This is a genomic window from Planktotalea frisia, assembly GCF_001890925.1.
In the GTDB taxonomy this organism is placed as follows: Bacteria; Pseudomonadota; Alphaproteobacteria; order Rhodobacterales; family Rhodobacteraceae; genus Planktotalea; species Planktotalea frisia.
Genome location: NZ_MLCB01000211.1, coordinates 1 through 16,108, shown reverse-complemented (window position 1 = coordinate 16,108; position 16,108 = coordinate 1). Strand labels below are relative to the sequence as shown.

The following is a 16,108-nucleotide window of genomic DNA, read 5'->3' as shown; positions in this document are numbered from 1 at the left end:
ATAAAGAATATGAAATCCAAACCCGCAAACTCTCGTTATGAATGAGGGAGCCTAGGGGGGCAGGTCAGGGGGCACCATTAAATCAATGACTTAGCAGTTTTCTATTGGGTCTTCGTGTTTTTCAGCGAGACACTCAGCGAGACAAAGTGTCGTAGAATTACGCTATTCAGCGTTATGGATGACTTGTTTTTCACACCCAATTTATGCCACGCGCGCCTGCACACGCGCGGCGGTGTGCTGCTGGTGTGAGCCTGCGCCCTCTAAGTGGTCTGCCCGGTGATCTCGAGGCCTTTGTCGATCATTACAATCATCAGCGCTACTACGAGAGCATCAACAACGACACGTCCGCCGACGTCTACTTTGGCCGCGATAAAGCCATTCTCAGAGAAAGGGAAAAGATCAAGAAACAGACGATCCGACAACGCCACTTGCAACATCAAAAACAAGCAGCATAATTGATCACATAAACGAACCAGAGCCTCTGGTACTCAAATCGCCCTGACGTCTAACTTTATACGACGACGGACAACCTTGGTTCTAGACAAACGCTGTTATGCTGGATCAAAATAAAGTTGATATGATAGAAAGTTGAAGCATTGAGTATAGAAATCGTCCCTGACAGCTGGAGAATGGATGCGGCGACTGTCGCGAGCGCGTTCAAGACAGCGGCGATCCGCGCGCCCGATGCAATTTATTGCAAAAGTGCGACTGGTTCGTTGACCTACGCCCAGGCGGCCGGCGCGATCCAATCCCTAGCGGATGAGTTGCGTGCGGACGTTCAGGGACGTTCTGCTGCGTTGATCTTGCCGAACTCAAAAGCGTTTTTGATTGCCTATTTCGCGGTTCTATTCGCGGGTGGGAAACCTGCGTTGATCAATCATGGGCATCCCGCCCCAACGATTGCCAAATTGTTAGGTAGTCTTGATGCGGCAGTTGTTCTGTCGGACCATGAGCAAGGTAAAGGCACAACACGCCTTTTGAATGATGACCTTTTGGGGGTGCTGGTAAAACCTGTCGATATGAATGGGTTGATCGACCCCAGCACTTCAGAGGACATTGCCGCGATCATGTATTCAGGAGGCACGACGGGCTTGCCGAAACAGGTTCCACATTCAAACGCTTCCATTATTGCCACGATGGAACGTGGCGACTGGGGCTGGCGTACGCGCGCTGATGAAGTCTGGCTACCTGTAGCGCCTTTTACGCATATTTACGGGTTCCTAATGGGGCTGACCAACCCGATCATGCAATCCGGTACAACTGTTATTCCAGAGCGATTTCAACCTGACTTGATCGTGGATATGTTAGAAACTGAAAAAGTCACCATTTTTGGCGGTGGGCCCCCCGCGATCTATCAAGCGGTGATGGCGTCTAGCAAATTTGCGGATGCCAAGTTTACTAACTTGCGCATATGCCCTGGCGGCGGCGCGCCGTTTCCGCTGGATGTGCATAATCGCTGGGAAGCGGCGACAGGCCTAAAGATTTACGAGGGCTACGGCATGACCGAGATCGCCCCGATTTCGATCAACACTGACGAGCATGGCGTAAAACCGGGATCAGCAGGTAAGGCCGTCCCAGATACTTTGATCGAGATTGTCGATCTTGAAACAGGTGATACGGTGCTACCCACAAGCGAAGCGGGGGAAATTCGTGTCAAAGGCCCGCATATGATGACAGGTTACACTGGCAATCCAGAAGAAACTGCAATCGCGCTACGACATGGGTTTGTCTACACTGGCGATATCGGAACGCTGGACAATGAGGGGTTCCTGACGATCACGGATCGCAAAAAGAACGTGATCTTTGTGAGCGGATTTAATGTCTTCCCGCGCGAGGTTGAAGAAATGTTGCTGACCCATCCAGCCATATCTGGGTCTTGCGCTGTGGCGCGCGCGCATAAGCGGTCCGGTGAGGTGCCTGTTGCCTTTGTTACATTGCGCTCAGATGTGGACGTGGCCAACATTATGGCTTTCTGCAAACACAACCTGATCGCTTATAAGCTGCCTGAAGACGTGATCATCTTGCCAGAAATGCCGCTTACTCCGGCGGGTAAAGTTGATCGCACCGTTCTGCAATCCAGCCTGAAAGCACAGTCATGAACGATAAAATTGACGCTCTTAAGTCCCGTATGGTGCTGCCTGCTATCGCCGCGCCGATGTTTCTGGTCTCAAACCCAGAGACCGTCATTGCGTCGTGTAAAGCGGGTGTCATGGGATCGTTTCCTGCCCCGAATGCTCGGACCACTGATGATTTGCGGGGCTGGTTAACCCATATCAACGACAGTGTTTGCCAAGACGACGCGCCTTGGGCGATGAACATGATTACGCATTCCAGCTACGGTCGGTTCGAAGGTGAAATTGCCTTGGTAGAGGAATTTCAACCTGATTTAGTGATCACTGCTTTAGGGGGACCGCACCGTGTTACGCAACAGGTCCACGCCTATGGCGGCCTTGTTTTTGCGGATGTGATTTCCCCGAAACTCGCACAAAAAGCTTTGGACAAGGGCGCGGATGGTTTGGTTTTGGTCTGCTCGGGTGCAGGTGGGCATACCGGTGAATTTGCAATGCTGCCGTTCGTCGAAGAGGTGCGCAGCTTTTTTGATGGACCACTGATTGTTGGCGGCGGCATCGGCACGGGGCACGCCGTTCGTGCGGTTGAAAATCTTGGTGTTGATTTTGCCTACCTTGGCACGCGTTTTCTTGCGGCGAATGAGACGATGATTAGCCAAGAATACCGCGAGATGGTTTGGCAGAGCGCGATGGAAGACCTGATCGCGTCGCGCGCCATTACAGGTGCTTTGGGCAACTGGATGCGCGCGAGTGTCGAAGCGGCAGGTCTAACTCTTGAAGATATGAAAGAAACCGTCAAAATTGATTTCTCCGGCGATATGCACGATGCTCCCAGAGGGTGGAAACACGTCTGGAGTGCCGGGCAAGGTGTCGGCGGAATTACCAAGTCAGAGAGCATTGCTGACGTTGTTGCCGAATTGTCAGGCGAGTATGCACAAGCGGTTTTTCGGCAAAGCAAAGGTAGCCGATATGCGGCAGCGGACAAAAACGAAAGCGGAGCATAAATTATGAGCATCAGCATTGAAGAGGTCGAGATCGTCAAAACCATCTTGAAGCATACAGAAGACGGCACGACAGATATGCAGCCAGATCTGATGCGCAATCCGGTGACGACCTATACTGATCCTGATGTGTTGACCAAAGAGATCGACGTATTGTTCCGTAAATTCCCGATTATCATAGGACATTCCGAACAGCTCGATGGGCCTGCGTCGTACTTTACCAACGATGAATTAGGCGTGCCGATCCTGATCACGCGCAACAATGACGGTGTCGTCAAAGCCTTTATGAACGTCTGTCGTCACCGCGGCGCGCGCTTGGCTGATAGCGAGTGTGGCCATGCAAAAACCTTCTCCTGCCCCTATCACAAATGGACTTACGATCTGAACGGTGATTTGCGCGGCTTGCCACAAGCGGCTGGGTTTGGCGACATTGACAAGAAAGATTTGGGCCTCGTCGAACTCCCTGCCTTTGAGCGTTTTGGTTTGATCTGGGTGCGTCCGTCCGTCAGCGATGAACCGCTTGCTTTTGACGCATGGATCGCGCCGATGGCTGAGCAACTTGGCGGGCTAGGCCTGGACACGCACACTGTCTTTAAAACTTGGTCGCTGGATCGCAAAATGAACTGGCATCTCGCACTTGAGGGTTTTCAGGAATCTTATCACTTTTGCGGCGCACACGAACACACAGCCTGTTCCGCGTACCTTGATAATCAAAGCGTGTGGACGGACAACTACCCGCATGTGCGCCATTCTGTGCCGTTGCCAACGGTGATTGAGTTGAAAGACCAAGCACCAGAGGACTGGAACCCGCGCCCTTACTTTATGACGCAAAACTACGTGTTCCCCTGCAATTATGTGCAGGTGATGACGGATCACGTCTACATTCATACGATCATTCCAACGGGCCAAGACACCTGCATTTTCAAATGCATGATGCTGATCGCCGAGCCGCCAAAAACCGAAAAAGCAGAACGCTATTGGCAGAAAAATTACGATGTTATTCGCACCGTCTTTGATGAGGACTTCGAGATTGGTGAAAACATCCAGAAAGGTTTGAACACTGGCGCAAATACTGAGTTTCTGTTTGGTCGCTATGAAATTGGTTTGCACCTTGGCACCAAAGCAATCCACGATGCGCTTGCCGGAAAGCTGACCGCGTAAAAGTCGACGGAGACAACGTATGCAATATGACCCCAGATCAGACAAATGCCCGCTGCCGTATTCGCCCTTTAAATCTTGCACAGTTCCCCGTCCTATTGGCTGGCTCAGCACAATTAGCCGTGATGGTGTGCCCAATCTTGCGCCCTATTCGCAGTGGCAAAACCTGACCTTTGATCCGCCTATGGTGATGTTCGCGGCCAACCAATATTCATCCGGTAAGCGCAAACACACGGTCATCAATGCCGAGGAAACTGGATGGTTTGTTTGGAACATGGCGACGTACGAATTGCGAGAGGCGGTTAATTTGTCCGCAATGGAAGTCGCGGCAGACGTGGACGAATTCGTGCATGCAGGAGTCACTGCTACGTCTTGTGTTGATGCCCCGGGACCTCGGGTAACGGAAAGCCCTGCTCAGTTTGAATGCAAGTACCTGAGCACACACCGTTTGCGCGGCAGTTCAGAGCACGGCTGGGTCGATGTGGTCTACGGTGAAGTGGTGCGCATTCACGTAAAGGACGAAGTGATCACGCCTGAGGGCAAGTTGGATATCCCTAGCATTAGACCTTTGGCCCGTCTTGGCTATTACGATTACACTTCCGTCACCGAGACTTTTGAGATGAAAATTCCCGGGCCGAATGGGATGACAAACGTTGGTCTTGAGGGCAAACAATAACCGGCTAAGTTAGGTTTTGGACAGGCGAACATTATAGATCAAGGTGCGCCTGACTCTAGGACAACCCCAACATTTGACATGCCTGCGTCGAGTAGTTTCGGATTTGACATTGGACAAGCTGATCTTCAACTTGCCGTAACTTCACGACAATCTCTTCCAGCTTGGGTCTCTTGATGTTAATCTCCGGTCCTCCGCTTTCCTAGGGTCAGGACTCATAACCAGAATATGACTGTTGCGGCGAGAGCGATTGCCGACAGGAAGACCTTTGGACAGCGGTCATAACGGGTTGAGACACGTCGCCAGTCTTTGAGCCTGCCGAACATCCTTTCGATGCGGTTGCGGCGTTTGTATCGGCGCTTGTCGTACTTGATGGTCGTTATGCGCGATTTGCGTCCCGGGATGCAGGCCTTGGTGCCCTTATCTACAAGGGTTTCGCGGAACCAATCGGCATCATACCCTCGATCGGCGAGAAGCCAGTCGGCTTTTGGCAGATCGTTCATCAAGGCCGCAGCGCCAGTATAATCACTGACCTGCCCAGCGGTTATGAATAGGCGGACAGGACGGCCGATGGTGTCTGTTACAGCATGCAATTTGGTGTTCATGCCGCCTTTAGTCAGCCCGATCAGGCGTCCACGCCCCCCTTTTTCAACCCCAGGCTGGAAGCTGTGCGATGCGCCTTGAGGTGTGTTGCATCAATTGAGATGGTTGTGTTGTCGGGGGCTTGCTCAGCCAATCCCATCATGATCCGGGCAAACACGCCCATATCACTCCAACGCTTCCAGCGGTTATACAACGTCTTTGGTGGGCCATACTCGGTAGGTGCATCGCACCACCTTAAACCATTGCGATTGATGAAGATAATGCCACTCAGGACACGCCTGTCATCAACGCGAGCACGACCTCGGCTCTTTGGAAAGTAAGGCCGCAGACGCTCCATCTGCGCCTCAGTCAGCCAGTATAAGTTGCTCATGGTATCCCCCGAAACTGGGGATCGTGAACCATGACAACGCGAAAAGCTCAATCAATTAATGGGTCCTGAACCTACAAGACGGGCCATAGGGCGGTTGCTGTTTTTATTTTTCTACTGGGCCAAGAGGTTCCAAAATGCCAAAATGGGCCCGCGTACCATTTCCTTTTCATGTCTTATTTTCCGCAGTTCTCGCTGACTTACCGATTGGGTTGGAACAAAAAACTTTAAACCATCGGGCTGACTGCGCACTGCATCAAACGGCAAAATACTGGCTCCTAACCCACGCCGCACAAACGATAGAATGGCTGTGGTATTACGCGCCTCCAGAGTGCTGGCAAACCGCAGATCATTTACAATTGGGTCATCGACCAGTTCGCAAAGCGGATTTGCGATCAAGGACTCAAGCCCAAGCGCTTCCCAACCGGATGCGTCCTCATTGCGAAGATACGCCATGTGGATAGGTCCGTTTTCCGCACAAACAATACCAAGGTCGTCAGATCGAATGCGCTCACCCTCCAGCGGGGCGTCGGGCGGTGCGGAAACGATTCCAATATCGGCCTCATCGTATTCAACGCGTGCACGGACTGTAATACTGTCGACATCACTGATCTCAATTCGCACATCCGGATGGACGGCGCGAAATGCCTCAATGACATCTGGCAGCAAGGCCACCGTAGCAGAGGGCACCGCAGCGATGCGCACGATTCCTGTGGTCGACATCGCGTGACGGCGGATTGCATTCGCACTTTTGTCAAAAACATCGGTGGCACGCTGACTTTCCAATAGAACAAGCTGGCCCAACGGCGTCAGGCGGCTTTTCCGATCTGTCTCAAATAGGGGACCCCCAACTTCTTCTTCAAATTGCGCCAACATCATCGACACCGCAGAAGGTGTCCGGCCCAAAACAGCGGCAGCACCAGCAAGCGTACCTTGCGCTGCTGTAACCGAGAATGTTCTGAGCATTTCGAGCTTAATGGACATTCAGAATTCCTGAAAAAAACTTCAATTCTTTGAGATTGATTGAATTTATCGAAACCGTCTAGACCACAATTAAATAAATTGGAGACCACCATGACCGACCCTACGCAGCTTTACATTGATGGCGCATGGACAGATGGGGCGACGCAAATCGAAAACCGCAATCCATCTGATACGTCGGATTTGATTGGTATGTATGCGCAAGCCGATGCCGTCCAGTTGGACGCCGCACTGGATGCCGCCCGACGTGCACAACCTGCATGGTGGGCTGCGGGCATTCAAAAACGCCATGATGTGCTGATGGCAATCGGCACAGAGCTGATGGCGCGCGCCGACGAAATCGGGCGCATGTTGTCACGCGAAGAAGGAAAGCCGATGGCCGAAGGCAAGGGCGAGGTGTACCGCGCGGGACAGTTCTTTACCTATTTTGCCGCAGAAACCCTCCGCCAGCATGGCGATATGGCCGAAAGTGTACGCCCGGGAATCGAGATTGACGTGCGCCGCGAGCCGGTTGGTGTTGTGGCGATCATCTCGCCGTGGAACTTCCCGGTGGCAACTCCTGCTTGGAAAATTGCCCCAGCGCTTGCCTTTGGTAACGCAGTTGTTTGGAAACCTGCAAACGTCACCCCTGCTAGCGCCATGGCCCTGACAGAAATTATTGCGCGTCAGGACATTCCCAAAGGCCTGTTCAACCTCGTCGCTGGTCCGGGCCGAGATGTGGGTCAGCGCCTTGTGGAAAGCGCACAAGTGGACGCGATCAGCTTTACCGGCTCTGTACCGGTGGGTCGGGGTATCGCAGCTGCCGCCATGCAGAACATGACCAAAGTCCAAATGGAAATGGGATCCAAAAACCCGTTGATCGTCATGGACGATGCCGACATTGATCTGGCCGTGATGCATGCTGCCGGTTCCGCTTTCGGGGGGACCGGTCAGAAATGCACCGCGGCAAGCCGGTTGATCGTTCACAGTGCCATCCATGATGCCTTCGTGGAAAAGCTGATCGCAGCTACCAAGGCCCTGAAAGTCGGGCACGCGCTTGAAGCAGGCACACAACTTGGCCCCGTGGTCAGTGAAAGCCAGTTGAACCAGAACCTCGACTATGTGGGTATCGGCAAAGACGAAGGCGCTGATCTGCTGTGTGGTGGCGACCGTCTAGAGATGGCCACCGATGGATACTACATGTCCCCTGCCATCTTCACGAATACACGCAACGACATGCGCATCAACGTGGAAGAGATGTTCGCCCCTATTACAGCCGTGCAGCGCGCGGACAGCTATGAGGAAGCATTGAGCCTTGCCAATGACACGCAGTTCGGTCTGACCGCTGGCATTATGACAACCTCGCTTGCCCGGGCCAGCCACTTCCGGGCCAACATGCGTGCGGGCTGTGTGATGGTGAACCTGCCCACCGCTGGTACAGATTATCATGTGCCTTTCGGCGGACGTGGTGCCTCAAGCTTTGGACCGCGTGAGCAAGGCTCTTATGCGTCCGAATTCTACACCAGCGTGAAAACCGCATATGTTTGCGCGGGTGAGCCTGCATGACCTATCTGATTGATGGTCTGCAATACGCCAATTGGTCCGAAAAAATCTTTCGCCAGATGCGCGACGGGGGCGTGGACGCGGTTCACGTGACCATTACCTACCACGAGACGTTTCGTGAGACTGTACTTGTCATCGAACAGTGGAACCGCTGGTTCGAGCAATATCCCGACCTGATTTTTCAGGGGCGCACCGCTGATGACGTCCGCCGCGCCCGCGAAACCGGACGCACTGCGATCTTTTTTGGCTCACAAAACCCATCCTGCATCGAGGATGATATAGGGCTAGTCGAAGTGATGCATACGCTCGGTCTGCGGTTCATGCAGCTGACCTACAACAACCAGTCCCTGCTTGCGTCGGGGTGTTATGAAGACAACGACACAGGTCTGACCCGCATGGGGCGGCAGGTGGTCTCTGAAATGAACCGCGTGGGCCTTGTCGTAGACATGAGCCATTCCGGCGAACGTTCGACGTTTGAGGCAATCGAACATTCTACCCGCCCGATCACCATCAGCCACGCCAATCCCGCCAGCTGGCACAAGGCCCTGCGCAACAAGTCCGACGACCTGCTGCGCGCCCTTGGGCAAAGCGGCGGGTTCCTTGGTCTTTCTGCCTATCCGCATCACCTTAAGGACGGCAGCAAATGCACGCTGCAATCCTGGTGCGATATGGCGGCGTTGGCCATTGATCTGGTGGGATCACAGAATGTCGGCATCGGCACAGACCTGTGTCAGGGTCAACCCGACAGCATCGTCGAATGGATGCGCGTGGGCCGCTGGACCAAGGCCATCGACTACGGCGAAGGATCTGCCGCCAACGCAGGCTTTCCGGCCATGCCGAACTGGTTCCATGACAACCGTGATCTGGCAGGTATCCGCGAAGGGCTTTTGGCGTCTGGTCTGGACCTGGCAACCATAGATGGTGTGATGGGCGATAACTGGCACGCCTTCTTTGACAAAAGTTTTGGGGCACAAGCCAGCCCCAAAGAAATCCAAAACGCTGCCGAATAGGTGGCGCATCATCGCTTCTGGGAGGAACAAAGATGAGTAATACGAACAAAACGACGGGCCTATTTTCAGGCGGAACGGACAAGGCGCTCTTTGCAATCACGGGCGGCTTCATCGCCCTGTTCTGCGCCTATGCATTTTTCAACATTGACGGGCTCTCCGCGCTGGTGGACAGCAGCTTTGCTTTCTCGGCGAAGTATTTCGGTCTTTACTGGCAGATCCTTTTGCTGGCCACGTTTTTGATTGGTCTGGTGCTGTGCGTCCTGCCGGGCTCCAAGACCTTGATGGGCGCGCTGACCATGCCTGAATTTTCAACATTCAGCTGGGCCTCCATGATCATGTGCACACTGCTTGCGGGCGGTGGCGTGTTCTGGGCTGCGGGTGAGCCGATTGCGCATTTCCTGTCACCCCCACCCGTCTTTGGTGACCTGAGCGGTGACGTGCAGGCGCAGGCCCATGCGGCTCTTGCCCAAAGCTTCCTGCACTGGGGTTTTCTGGCCTGGGCTATTCTGGGATCCCTGACGACCGTCATGCTGATGCACTACCACTACGACAAGGGTCTGCCGCTTGCCCCGCGCACGCTGCTTTACCCTGTCTTCGGTGACCGTGCCCTGACAGGCCCCATCGGCCTGATCGCGGATGCGTCCTGCATCATCGCAGTTGTAGCTGGCACCGTTGGCCCCATCGGCTTTCTTGGACTACAAATGTCTTACGGGTTGAACGAGTTGACCGGTATTCCAGACAACTTTGCCACACAGGCTGTTGCGATCATGGCGCTTGTGGGCCTGTATACCGTTTCCGCGATTACCGGATTGGCAAAAGGCATCAAGATCCTGTCGCAGATCAATGTGATCCTTGCCGGTGCACTGCTCGCTTTCATGCTTATTGCAGGCCCTACGATGGATATTTTTGCAGGCTTCTTTGGTGGCATGCAGGTTTATGCTACGCACTTCTTTGACATGGCCATGTATCGCGGCGACGCTGGCTTGTTTGGCGATGCCGGTTGGCTGGGCTGGTGGACCGTGTTTTTCTGGGGCTGGTTCATGGGCTACGGTCCTCTGATGGCCGTTTTCATCGCACGTATCAGCCGCGGCCGTTCGATCCGCCAAATCATCCTGACGCTGTCAATCATGGCACCACTGATCACGAACTTCTGGTTCACGATCATCGGCGGCTCTGGCATCTTTTTCGAGATTGCTGAACCCGGCGTCATCTCCGCTCCATTCGAAGGCTTCAACCTGCCTGCAGGTCTGCTGGCAATCACCCAAGCCATGCCAATGGGGTTCATCCTGTCGGTCCTGTTTCTGGTTCTGACGATGTGCTTTGTCGCCACGACAAGCGACTCCATGAGCTATGTTATTTCCAGCACCATGACCTCAGGCGAGCCTTCGTCCGCCATGCGCGCGTTCTGGGGCTTGGCGATGGGTGTTATGGCTTTGATCCTGATCTCGACCGGATCGGGGGGGATCGGCAAATTACAAAGCTTCATCGTCGTGACGGCGGTACCGGTATCGCTGATCTTGCTGCCGTCCCTTTGGGATGCGTTGCGGATCACGCTGATGCTGGGCCGCGAACCTAAAGCTGAGACTGCATAACCCAATAACGTGGCGCGCCGCGGGTGCGCCACGTTTGCCACACATCTGCACTTTTGGGAGGATCTGCTATGTCATTGAACACCTCAATCCTATCCACTGAAACTCTAGACTATATGCGTCCGGCAACTGAGGTCATGCGCCTTGCCCGCATGGGCTGTGGCCACCCGACCCGCCTGTCATTTCTGCGCGTGCTATTGCGGCGTCTTGCATCGAGCGATTGGAAAATTGACCGTCCCGTCTGGAACGTGGACGCGAACGGCGTCGGCCACGGAGTATACCGCGTCAAAAGCGCCGAGCGCACTTATAGCCTTGTGGCCTTTGCCCACGACCTGCCCCCAGAAATGCGGTCCGACCGTGTGATCGCGACCGCATGGGACGCGACATTTACCTTGTTCGACGGTGAACCAACAGCAGAAGATATCGCACGACTGGCAGACAATGTTCCTTACCAAGAAGCCGGGCGCATTAGCGCCAAGGAATTGACGCTCGCCCGTGCCAATCGCTCGGTGCGGTTATTCGAACATGTGGTCAATGCATTGGCGCAAGGATGCCAGCCTGATCCGGCCGAAATTGCCGCCGTCGGATATCTGATGCGCACCACGGCAGTTTACGGATCGGGCAAGTTTGGCGCATCAGACCGCGCCGATATCGCTCAGCGGCCTGAACTTGCCGCGCCGTTTCAGGTGGAAATGCTCACTGTCTGGCTGATCCGCGCCTTTACCGTCGATATCGTCGAGCATATCGCGACTGCCCGGGGTAGCGAGACCGCTGTAAAGCTGGATCGCGACATCCGCCGCAGCCTTGGTGTTGGTAATTCCACCGGCCTCGGGATGGCCCCTTTCATTGTGCGCCACCCTGTTTTGCTTAACAATTGGATTATGGCCCGTGAAGAGGCACTGGCCCGCGTTCGTGCACAGCCAACTGCTCGGTCTCAGGCTCTTTCGGACCTGAGCGCTGCGCTGGATGCGGCAATCACGAACGCTAGGGTTTGGCACTCCGAGCATCCTATTCAGGTCTGCAAGCTGGATGAGCTGCGCCATGACCTCGCATTGCTTTCGATGACGCTGAATACGTGGGACTGGAAGGGCGAACATCCTTGGGATGCTCTTTGGAGCTGGGGTGTCCAAACCCTGACCTTTGAAGGACAAGAGGCGCTTTTGTCCCTTATGCTGGAGCCTCACGGCGCGCTTGTCGATGATCTGGCCGATCACATGGGGGCGAATGAAGCGGCTAGTTTCAGGATCAACGGCGCGATGCCTGTGGCCGAGTTGCTGCGCATTCTGGAAAGCGACTATGCCTGGGCGCTTGCGATTGATTTCACCTCACCTGAAAATGTCGCACGGTTCTGGTATGTCTCCGAAGAAAAGCTTGAGCCCCGTTTAGGCGAACGCGCCACCGAGGACGGTGCAACATTGGAACAGCCGCTTTGCATCGCGCGGTTGGTAGCAGAGCTCCATGAAACGGTGCGAAATTTTGATGCCACCCAATCCGTCGCCGCGCTTATGTTGGCGCATCCTGAACACCGTTTTGCGGTACGGCGCGCGCAGATCACAGCGCACCACCCCTACGCCGAAGTGCAAGATAACCTGATCGCAGCGGACATGCTGCCCATTGATCTTTTACGCTGCAAACTCGCCTTTTTCGGCGCCAGCCAGTTCGACCCAAGATCGGATCGTTGGGTGCGCATCAACCTGTTTGCAGGCGCGCCCTTCCCCGATGACATCAAAGCGGGAGGTGCCGTATGAGCAGTGAACCTCAGGACCAGACTCGCGGCGATTCCACTCCGTTCTTTAGCGACAAAAAGCCCGCGCCTCTGTCGTGTAATGAGGCCGCATCCCTGTGCATGAAAGCCGCGCGCGGCGCTGGCATGAGTTGGGGCATGGCTGAAGAGGCTGGCTTTGCGGCGGCTTGGCTGGTGTCGCATGGCATTGATGGACCGTCACATTTACGCGCACATCTGGAACGCGCGGATGGGCGCGACTGGGCGGACCTGTGCCCCACTGTAACCCCCTATGGCTGGCAAAATACAAATGGTCAGCCTGCCTGTCCGATCATTCTGGGTGCCACCATGTGCGACTATGCCGACTTGCCCGAAGGACCTCACTCTGGGACTACGATTGCCCTTGGTCCAGTCAGCGCACCCATTCTATTGGTGCCTTTTCTGGCCGAAGTAGCCCGTAGCAACGGTCTGGCTTTCACATTATCTTGGCCAGAGGGCGCGGTCCGTATCGACGCGGATGAAACGTGGCTCCAAGCGTCCTTGCAGTCCCTTGGCGTGCCGCAACTTGTGCTGGCATTATCCACCAACGCCGCCCCCCCACATGAACCGTCTGCGGTATCCATGCCCAACGCCCAAACCACCGCTGCGACCATTGTGGTCCTCAACACTTTCGCCATGCGCACCACCGTACCAGCTACTGAAGCATCGCGCGCAGGCGCTGGATCAACCCTTAGTGACAATGATTAACAAAGGAAATGTCATGACACTCTCCCGCCTCAACCCCGGCCCTCGTATGAGCCAAGCTGTTACCATCGGAAATATCGCGTTTCTCGCGGGCCAAGTGCCAGATGATCTGACCGCTGACATTGAAACCCAGACACAGCAGGTTTTGGCAGATCTGGACAAAGTGGTTGCCGATCTTGGTGCGACGAAATCCGACATTGCATCAGTGCAGATTTGGCTGGCAAATATGGCAGATTTCCAAGGCATGAACGCAGTCTGGGACGCGTGGGTCAGCGCAGACTCCCCACCGGCACGTGCGACCGGTGGCACATCGCTTGCGCGCCCCGGCATGCGCGTAGAAATGATCGCCGTCGTCGCACTGCCAGAGGCGGCTGCCGCCTGATCACAGTAGGCCGGAGCAGCACTCACTTTGTGCTCCGGTCCGCTTTTCGCCCTGCACCTGAGAGACCGGCCATTCACGCAAATCCTGGCATGGCCATTGCGGTGCGCTTGAAGGCTATGGACAATGTAGCCTTTCGCTGAATTTACGCATGTGACCAGTCTTAATTATGTCAGAGATGAGTTTGGATATTCTCTGGGGAACCGATCAACGATTCAAAAACGGCGTCCTCAGAAAATTCTTCTCGCAGCCAGTTTTCAAACAACAATACCTCCGGCCGTTTGGAGCGTTTTGACCGGGGCCGCATGAGATAGTGTGCGTTTGGAATCGGGACCGCCTCCCCAACGACCCCGACGCGAGGGCGCGCTGCATTCGCCATATCCACCAGCCGCTTGATCACAACGGCATAGCCGCCACCGATTGCGGCAAGCTCGATCGCCGCTGTCATGGTATCGACGAAGTATTCAGAAACACCTGTTGGCATTGCAATTTCATGAGCCGCAAAGTATCGTCCCCAATCCGCCTCTTGTCCTAGAATCCGAATAAGCGGCCCGTTCTGGAGGTCTTCTGGCCTCGTGACAGTCTTGGCCAAATCGATCCCGCATATCGGGACAATGTATTCATCCGAGAGTTTTTCCGAAGGCGTATCGGTCCAATCGCCTCGACCCACACGCAATTCGACATCGACGTCCTCGAACCCTGTCGCGTCTGTCCAAATGTTCGACACCAGACGCAGTTCAATATCCGGATGCATGTGTCTGAATTTCGGCAAACGGGGGGCGAGCCAAAGGGCTGATGTGGATATCGGAGCTTTCAAAGTGATCATCCGGCTTGTTGCGGTCCCGAACAGACTCGTGGTTGCAAGACCGATGTCCGACAAGGATTGTCGTACCGTGGGCACATAGGCCTGTCCGATTTCGGTCAAGGATAGGTGTCGGGCGCGCCGGTGAAATAAACGGCTGCCGAGCCGCTCCTCCAATGACCGTATGTGCAGGCTGACGGCTGTTTGGGTCAGTCCCAGCTCCGACGCTGTCTCAGTGAAATTCAGGTGTCGGGCGGCGGCTTCAAAAGTGCGAAGCCACGTGAGATTAATCTGCTTTTCAAACATGGCCTATCACCAAAAATATTTGCTTATAAATTGCACATTTCATCGTTTTTACTTTTTGTGCAAGTGGTGGATATCTGCGGCATAGATCAACACTTACCCTCAGGAAAATGCCTCATGTCTGTATCAACTTTGACCGAAGCCGCCGTAGATTTCGATTTTGTCCCAGCAGCGGCAAATGACAACCCCACAGGCTTTGTCACTGTCCTGGAAGATCAGCCTGTCGAGGGCGGCTTTGATCCCGTTTTTGGTGATGTTACATGGCAGACCCTGATCTCAGGTGACAAGACGTCGTCAAACGGCTTGGTGCTGGGCGTGGCGACGTTTCCCGCAAACGGTGTATTGCACCTGCACCGCCATGCACCGCCAGAGTTCTACTTCTGTCTTGAGGGTTCAGGCGTTGTCATGATGGACGGGCAGCCTCTGCATATTTCAGCCGGTTCCGCTGTATTCATACCCGCAAATGCGGAGCACGGTGTAACTGCTGGCCCATACGGCCTGAAGTTTGCCTATGGCTTTGGTGAAGATGCATTTTCTGGGATTGAATATCAATTTTCAGCCTAAGACCCATCATCCGGATTTTTGGGTCAATCCATCGTCACTGATGGGTTTGAAGCTCCCCCCAAATGTGTAGTACCGGACAGCTTCTTTAACGCGACAGGCCGCCTTGTAGTAAAAAGATGCTGCAACTGCGAGGGTGTGCTGCATGCGCAATCGCCGCGCTAGCAAAAGGCCGCTTAGTCCGCGTCTTTCGTGCCTGTCTCGGCCGCAGCGAAAGTACATTATTGGTTCCGCTCGGAACCATGTCTGCAAATGGCCGGGCTGAAGACAACTGCCGCAACGCAGAGCATCACCTGCTGTGAGTGCGAACGAATGCTGCGTCAGCAATAGCCGCAGCCGCACAAGACTGCTTTGTCCGCGTTGTGTGATTTCAGACGAGCCGCAGCGAACGGCACGTATTCCCGACCCAGTCGTTGGTGCATAACGCGGCTTAGGTCAGCTGGGTGCGGAGTGATCAGCTATCGGGTGGGGGTAGGGTGACGCTTCTTCTTACTGCGCTCTCTATTGAAAAAAACATATTTTCTATACACAGAGTCCTCGAGCACCCGACTTTTGACGGGTTGACGTCTGACCGTAGAACGATTCAGCTAACCGCATGATCCG

The 16,108-nt window shown here is 54.6% G+C and carries 14 protein-coding genes and 1 pseudogene; 12 read left to right on the top strand and 3 right to left on the bottom strand.

The window, feature by feature from the left end:
- Positions 1–269: 269 nt before the first annotated feature.
- The 5 genes and pseudogenes from PFRI_RS19345 to PFRI_RS19325 all read left to right on the top strand — a co-directional run.
- Positions 270–455 (top strand): annotated as a pseudogene (locus PFRI_RS19345) (IS3 family transposase); the annotation flags it as partial.
- Between the two features lie 141 nt (positions 456–596).
- Complete coding sequence (locus PFRI_RS19340) at positions 597–2,099, top strand: class I adenylate-forming enzyme family protein (protein WP_245812486.1); 1,503 nt, start codon at positions 597–599, stop codon at positions 2,097–2,099.
- Positions 2,096–3,073, top strand: a complete 978-nt coding sequence (locus PFRI_RS19335) for an NAD(P)H-dependent flavin oxidoreductase (protein ID WP_072632341.1) — start codon at positions 2,096–2,098, stop codon at positions 3,071–3,073. Before PFRI_RS19340 ends, PFRI_RS19335 begins: the two co-directional genes overlap by 4 nt.
- Before the next feature lie 3 nt (positions 3,074–3,076).
- Positions 3,077–4,231: an aromatic ring-hydroxylating oxygenase subunit alpha gene (locus tag PFRI_RS19330; protein WP_072632340.1), complete on the top strand. Its 1,155-nt coding sequence runs from the start codon at positions 3,077–3,079 to the stop codon at positions 4,229–4,231.
- Between the two features lie 19 nt (positions 4,232–4,250).
- Complete coding sequence (locus tag PFRI_RS19325; protein WP_072632339.1) at positions 4,251–4,904, top strand: flavin reductase family protein; 654 nt, start codon at positions 4,251–4,253, stop codon at positions 4,902–4,904.
- Between the two features lie 212 nt (positions 4,905–5,116).
- Here PFRI_RS19325 and PFRI_RS21000 read toward each other — a convergent pair.
- Both PFRI_RS21000 and PFRI_RS19310 read right to left on the bottom strand, forming a co-directional pair.
- Positions 5,117–5,874, bottom strand: a protein-coding gene (locus PFRI_RS21000; protein WP_111445611.1) for an IS5 family transposase whose coding sequence is annotated in 2 segments (ribosomal slippage) — positions 5,117–5,556 and positions 5,556–5,874 — 759 coding nt in all. Because the reading frame shifts where the segments join, the coding sequence is not laid out codon by codon here.
- Positions 5,875–5,985: 111 nt separating this feature from the next.
- Entirely contained in the window at positions 5,986–6,855 is an 870-nt protein-coding gene (locus PFRI_RS19310; RefSeq protein ID WP_072632336.1) for a LysR family transcriptional regulator, read from the bottom strand.
- 90 nt (positions 6,856–6,945) lie between these two features.
- Between PFRI_RS19310 and PFRI_RS19305 the strand changes: the two genes are divergently transcribed.
- The 6 genes from PFRI_RS19305 (at position 6,946) to PFRI_RS19280 (ending at position 13,842) form a co-directional block, all read left to right on the top strand.
- The gene (locus PFRI_RS19305; protein ID WP_072632335.1) at positions 6,946–8,397 is read left to right on the top strand and encodes an aldehyde dehydrogenase family protein; all 1,452 of its coding nucleotides are present in this window, start codon (positions 6,946–6,948) and stop codon (positions 8,395–8,397) included.
- A complete protein-coding gene (locus tag PFRI_RS19300; protein WP_072632334.1) occupies positions 8,394–9,404 on the top strand; it encodes a membrane dipeptidase in 1,011 nt (336 codons plus the stop codon). Before PFRI_RS19305 ends, PFRI_RS19300 begins: the two co-directional genes overlap by 4 nt.
- Before the next feature lie 32 nt (positions 9,405–9,436).
- Positions 9,437–10,996, top strand: coding sequence for a BCCT family transporter (locus PFRI_RS19295; RefSeq protein WP_072632333.1), 1,560 nt, complete (start codon positions 9,437–9,439; stop codon positions 10,994–10,996).
- A 68-nt stretch (positions 10,997–11,064) separates the two neighbouring features.
- Positions 11,065–12,741, top strand: a complete 1,677-nt coding sequence (locus tag PFRI_RS19290) for a hypothetical protein (RefSeq protein WP_084649778.1) — start codon at positions 11,065–11,067, stop codon at positions 12,739–12,741.
- Positions 12,738–13,463 (top strand): DUF3726 domain-containing protein, encoded by a 726-nt coding sequence (locus tag PFRI_RS19285; RefSeq protein ID WP_084649777.1) that lies wholly within the window; start codon positions 12,738–12,740, stop codon positions 13,461–13,463. The genes PFRI_RS19290 and PFRI_RS19285 overlap by 4 nt, the downstream gene beginning before the upstream one ends.
- Before the next feature lie 13 nt (positions 13,464–13,476).
- Complete coding sequence (locus PFRI_RS19280) at positions 13,477–13,842, top strand: RidA family protein (RefSeq protein WP_072632331.1); 366 nt, start codon at positions 13,477–13,479, stop codon at positions 13,840–13,842.
- A 169-nt stretch (positions 13,843–14,011) separates the two neighbouring features.
- Here the strand turns inward: PFRI_RS19280 and PFRI_RS19275 are convergent, their stop codons facing one another.
- Positions 14,012–14,947, bottom strand: coding sequence for a LysR family transcriptional regulator (locus PFRI_RS19275; protein WP_072632330.1), 936 nt, complete (start codon positions 14,945–14,947; stop codon positions 14,012–14,014).
- Here PFRI_RS19275 and PFRI_RS19270 point away from each other — a divergent pair.
- Complete coding sequence (locus PFRI_RS19270) at positions 14,888–15,508, top strand: cupin domain-containing protein (RefSeq protein WP_245812485.1); 621 nt, start codon at positions 14,888–14,890, stop codon at positions 15,506–15,508. The two genes, PFRI_RS19275 and PFRI_RS19270, sit on opposite strands and share 60 nt — an antisense overlap.
- Positions 15,509–16,108: the final 600 nt, after the last annotated feature.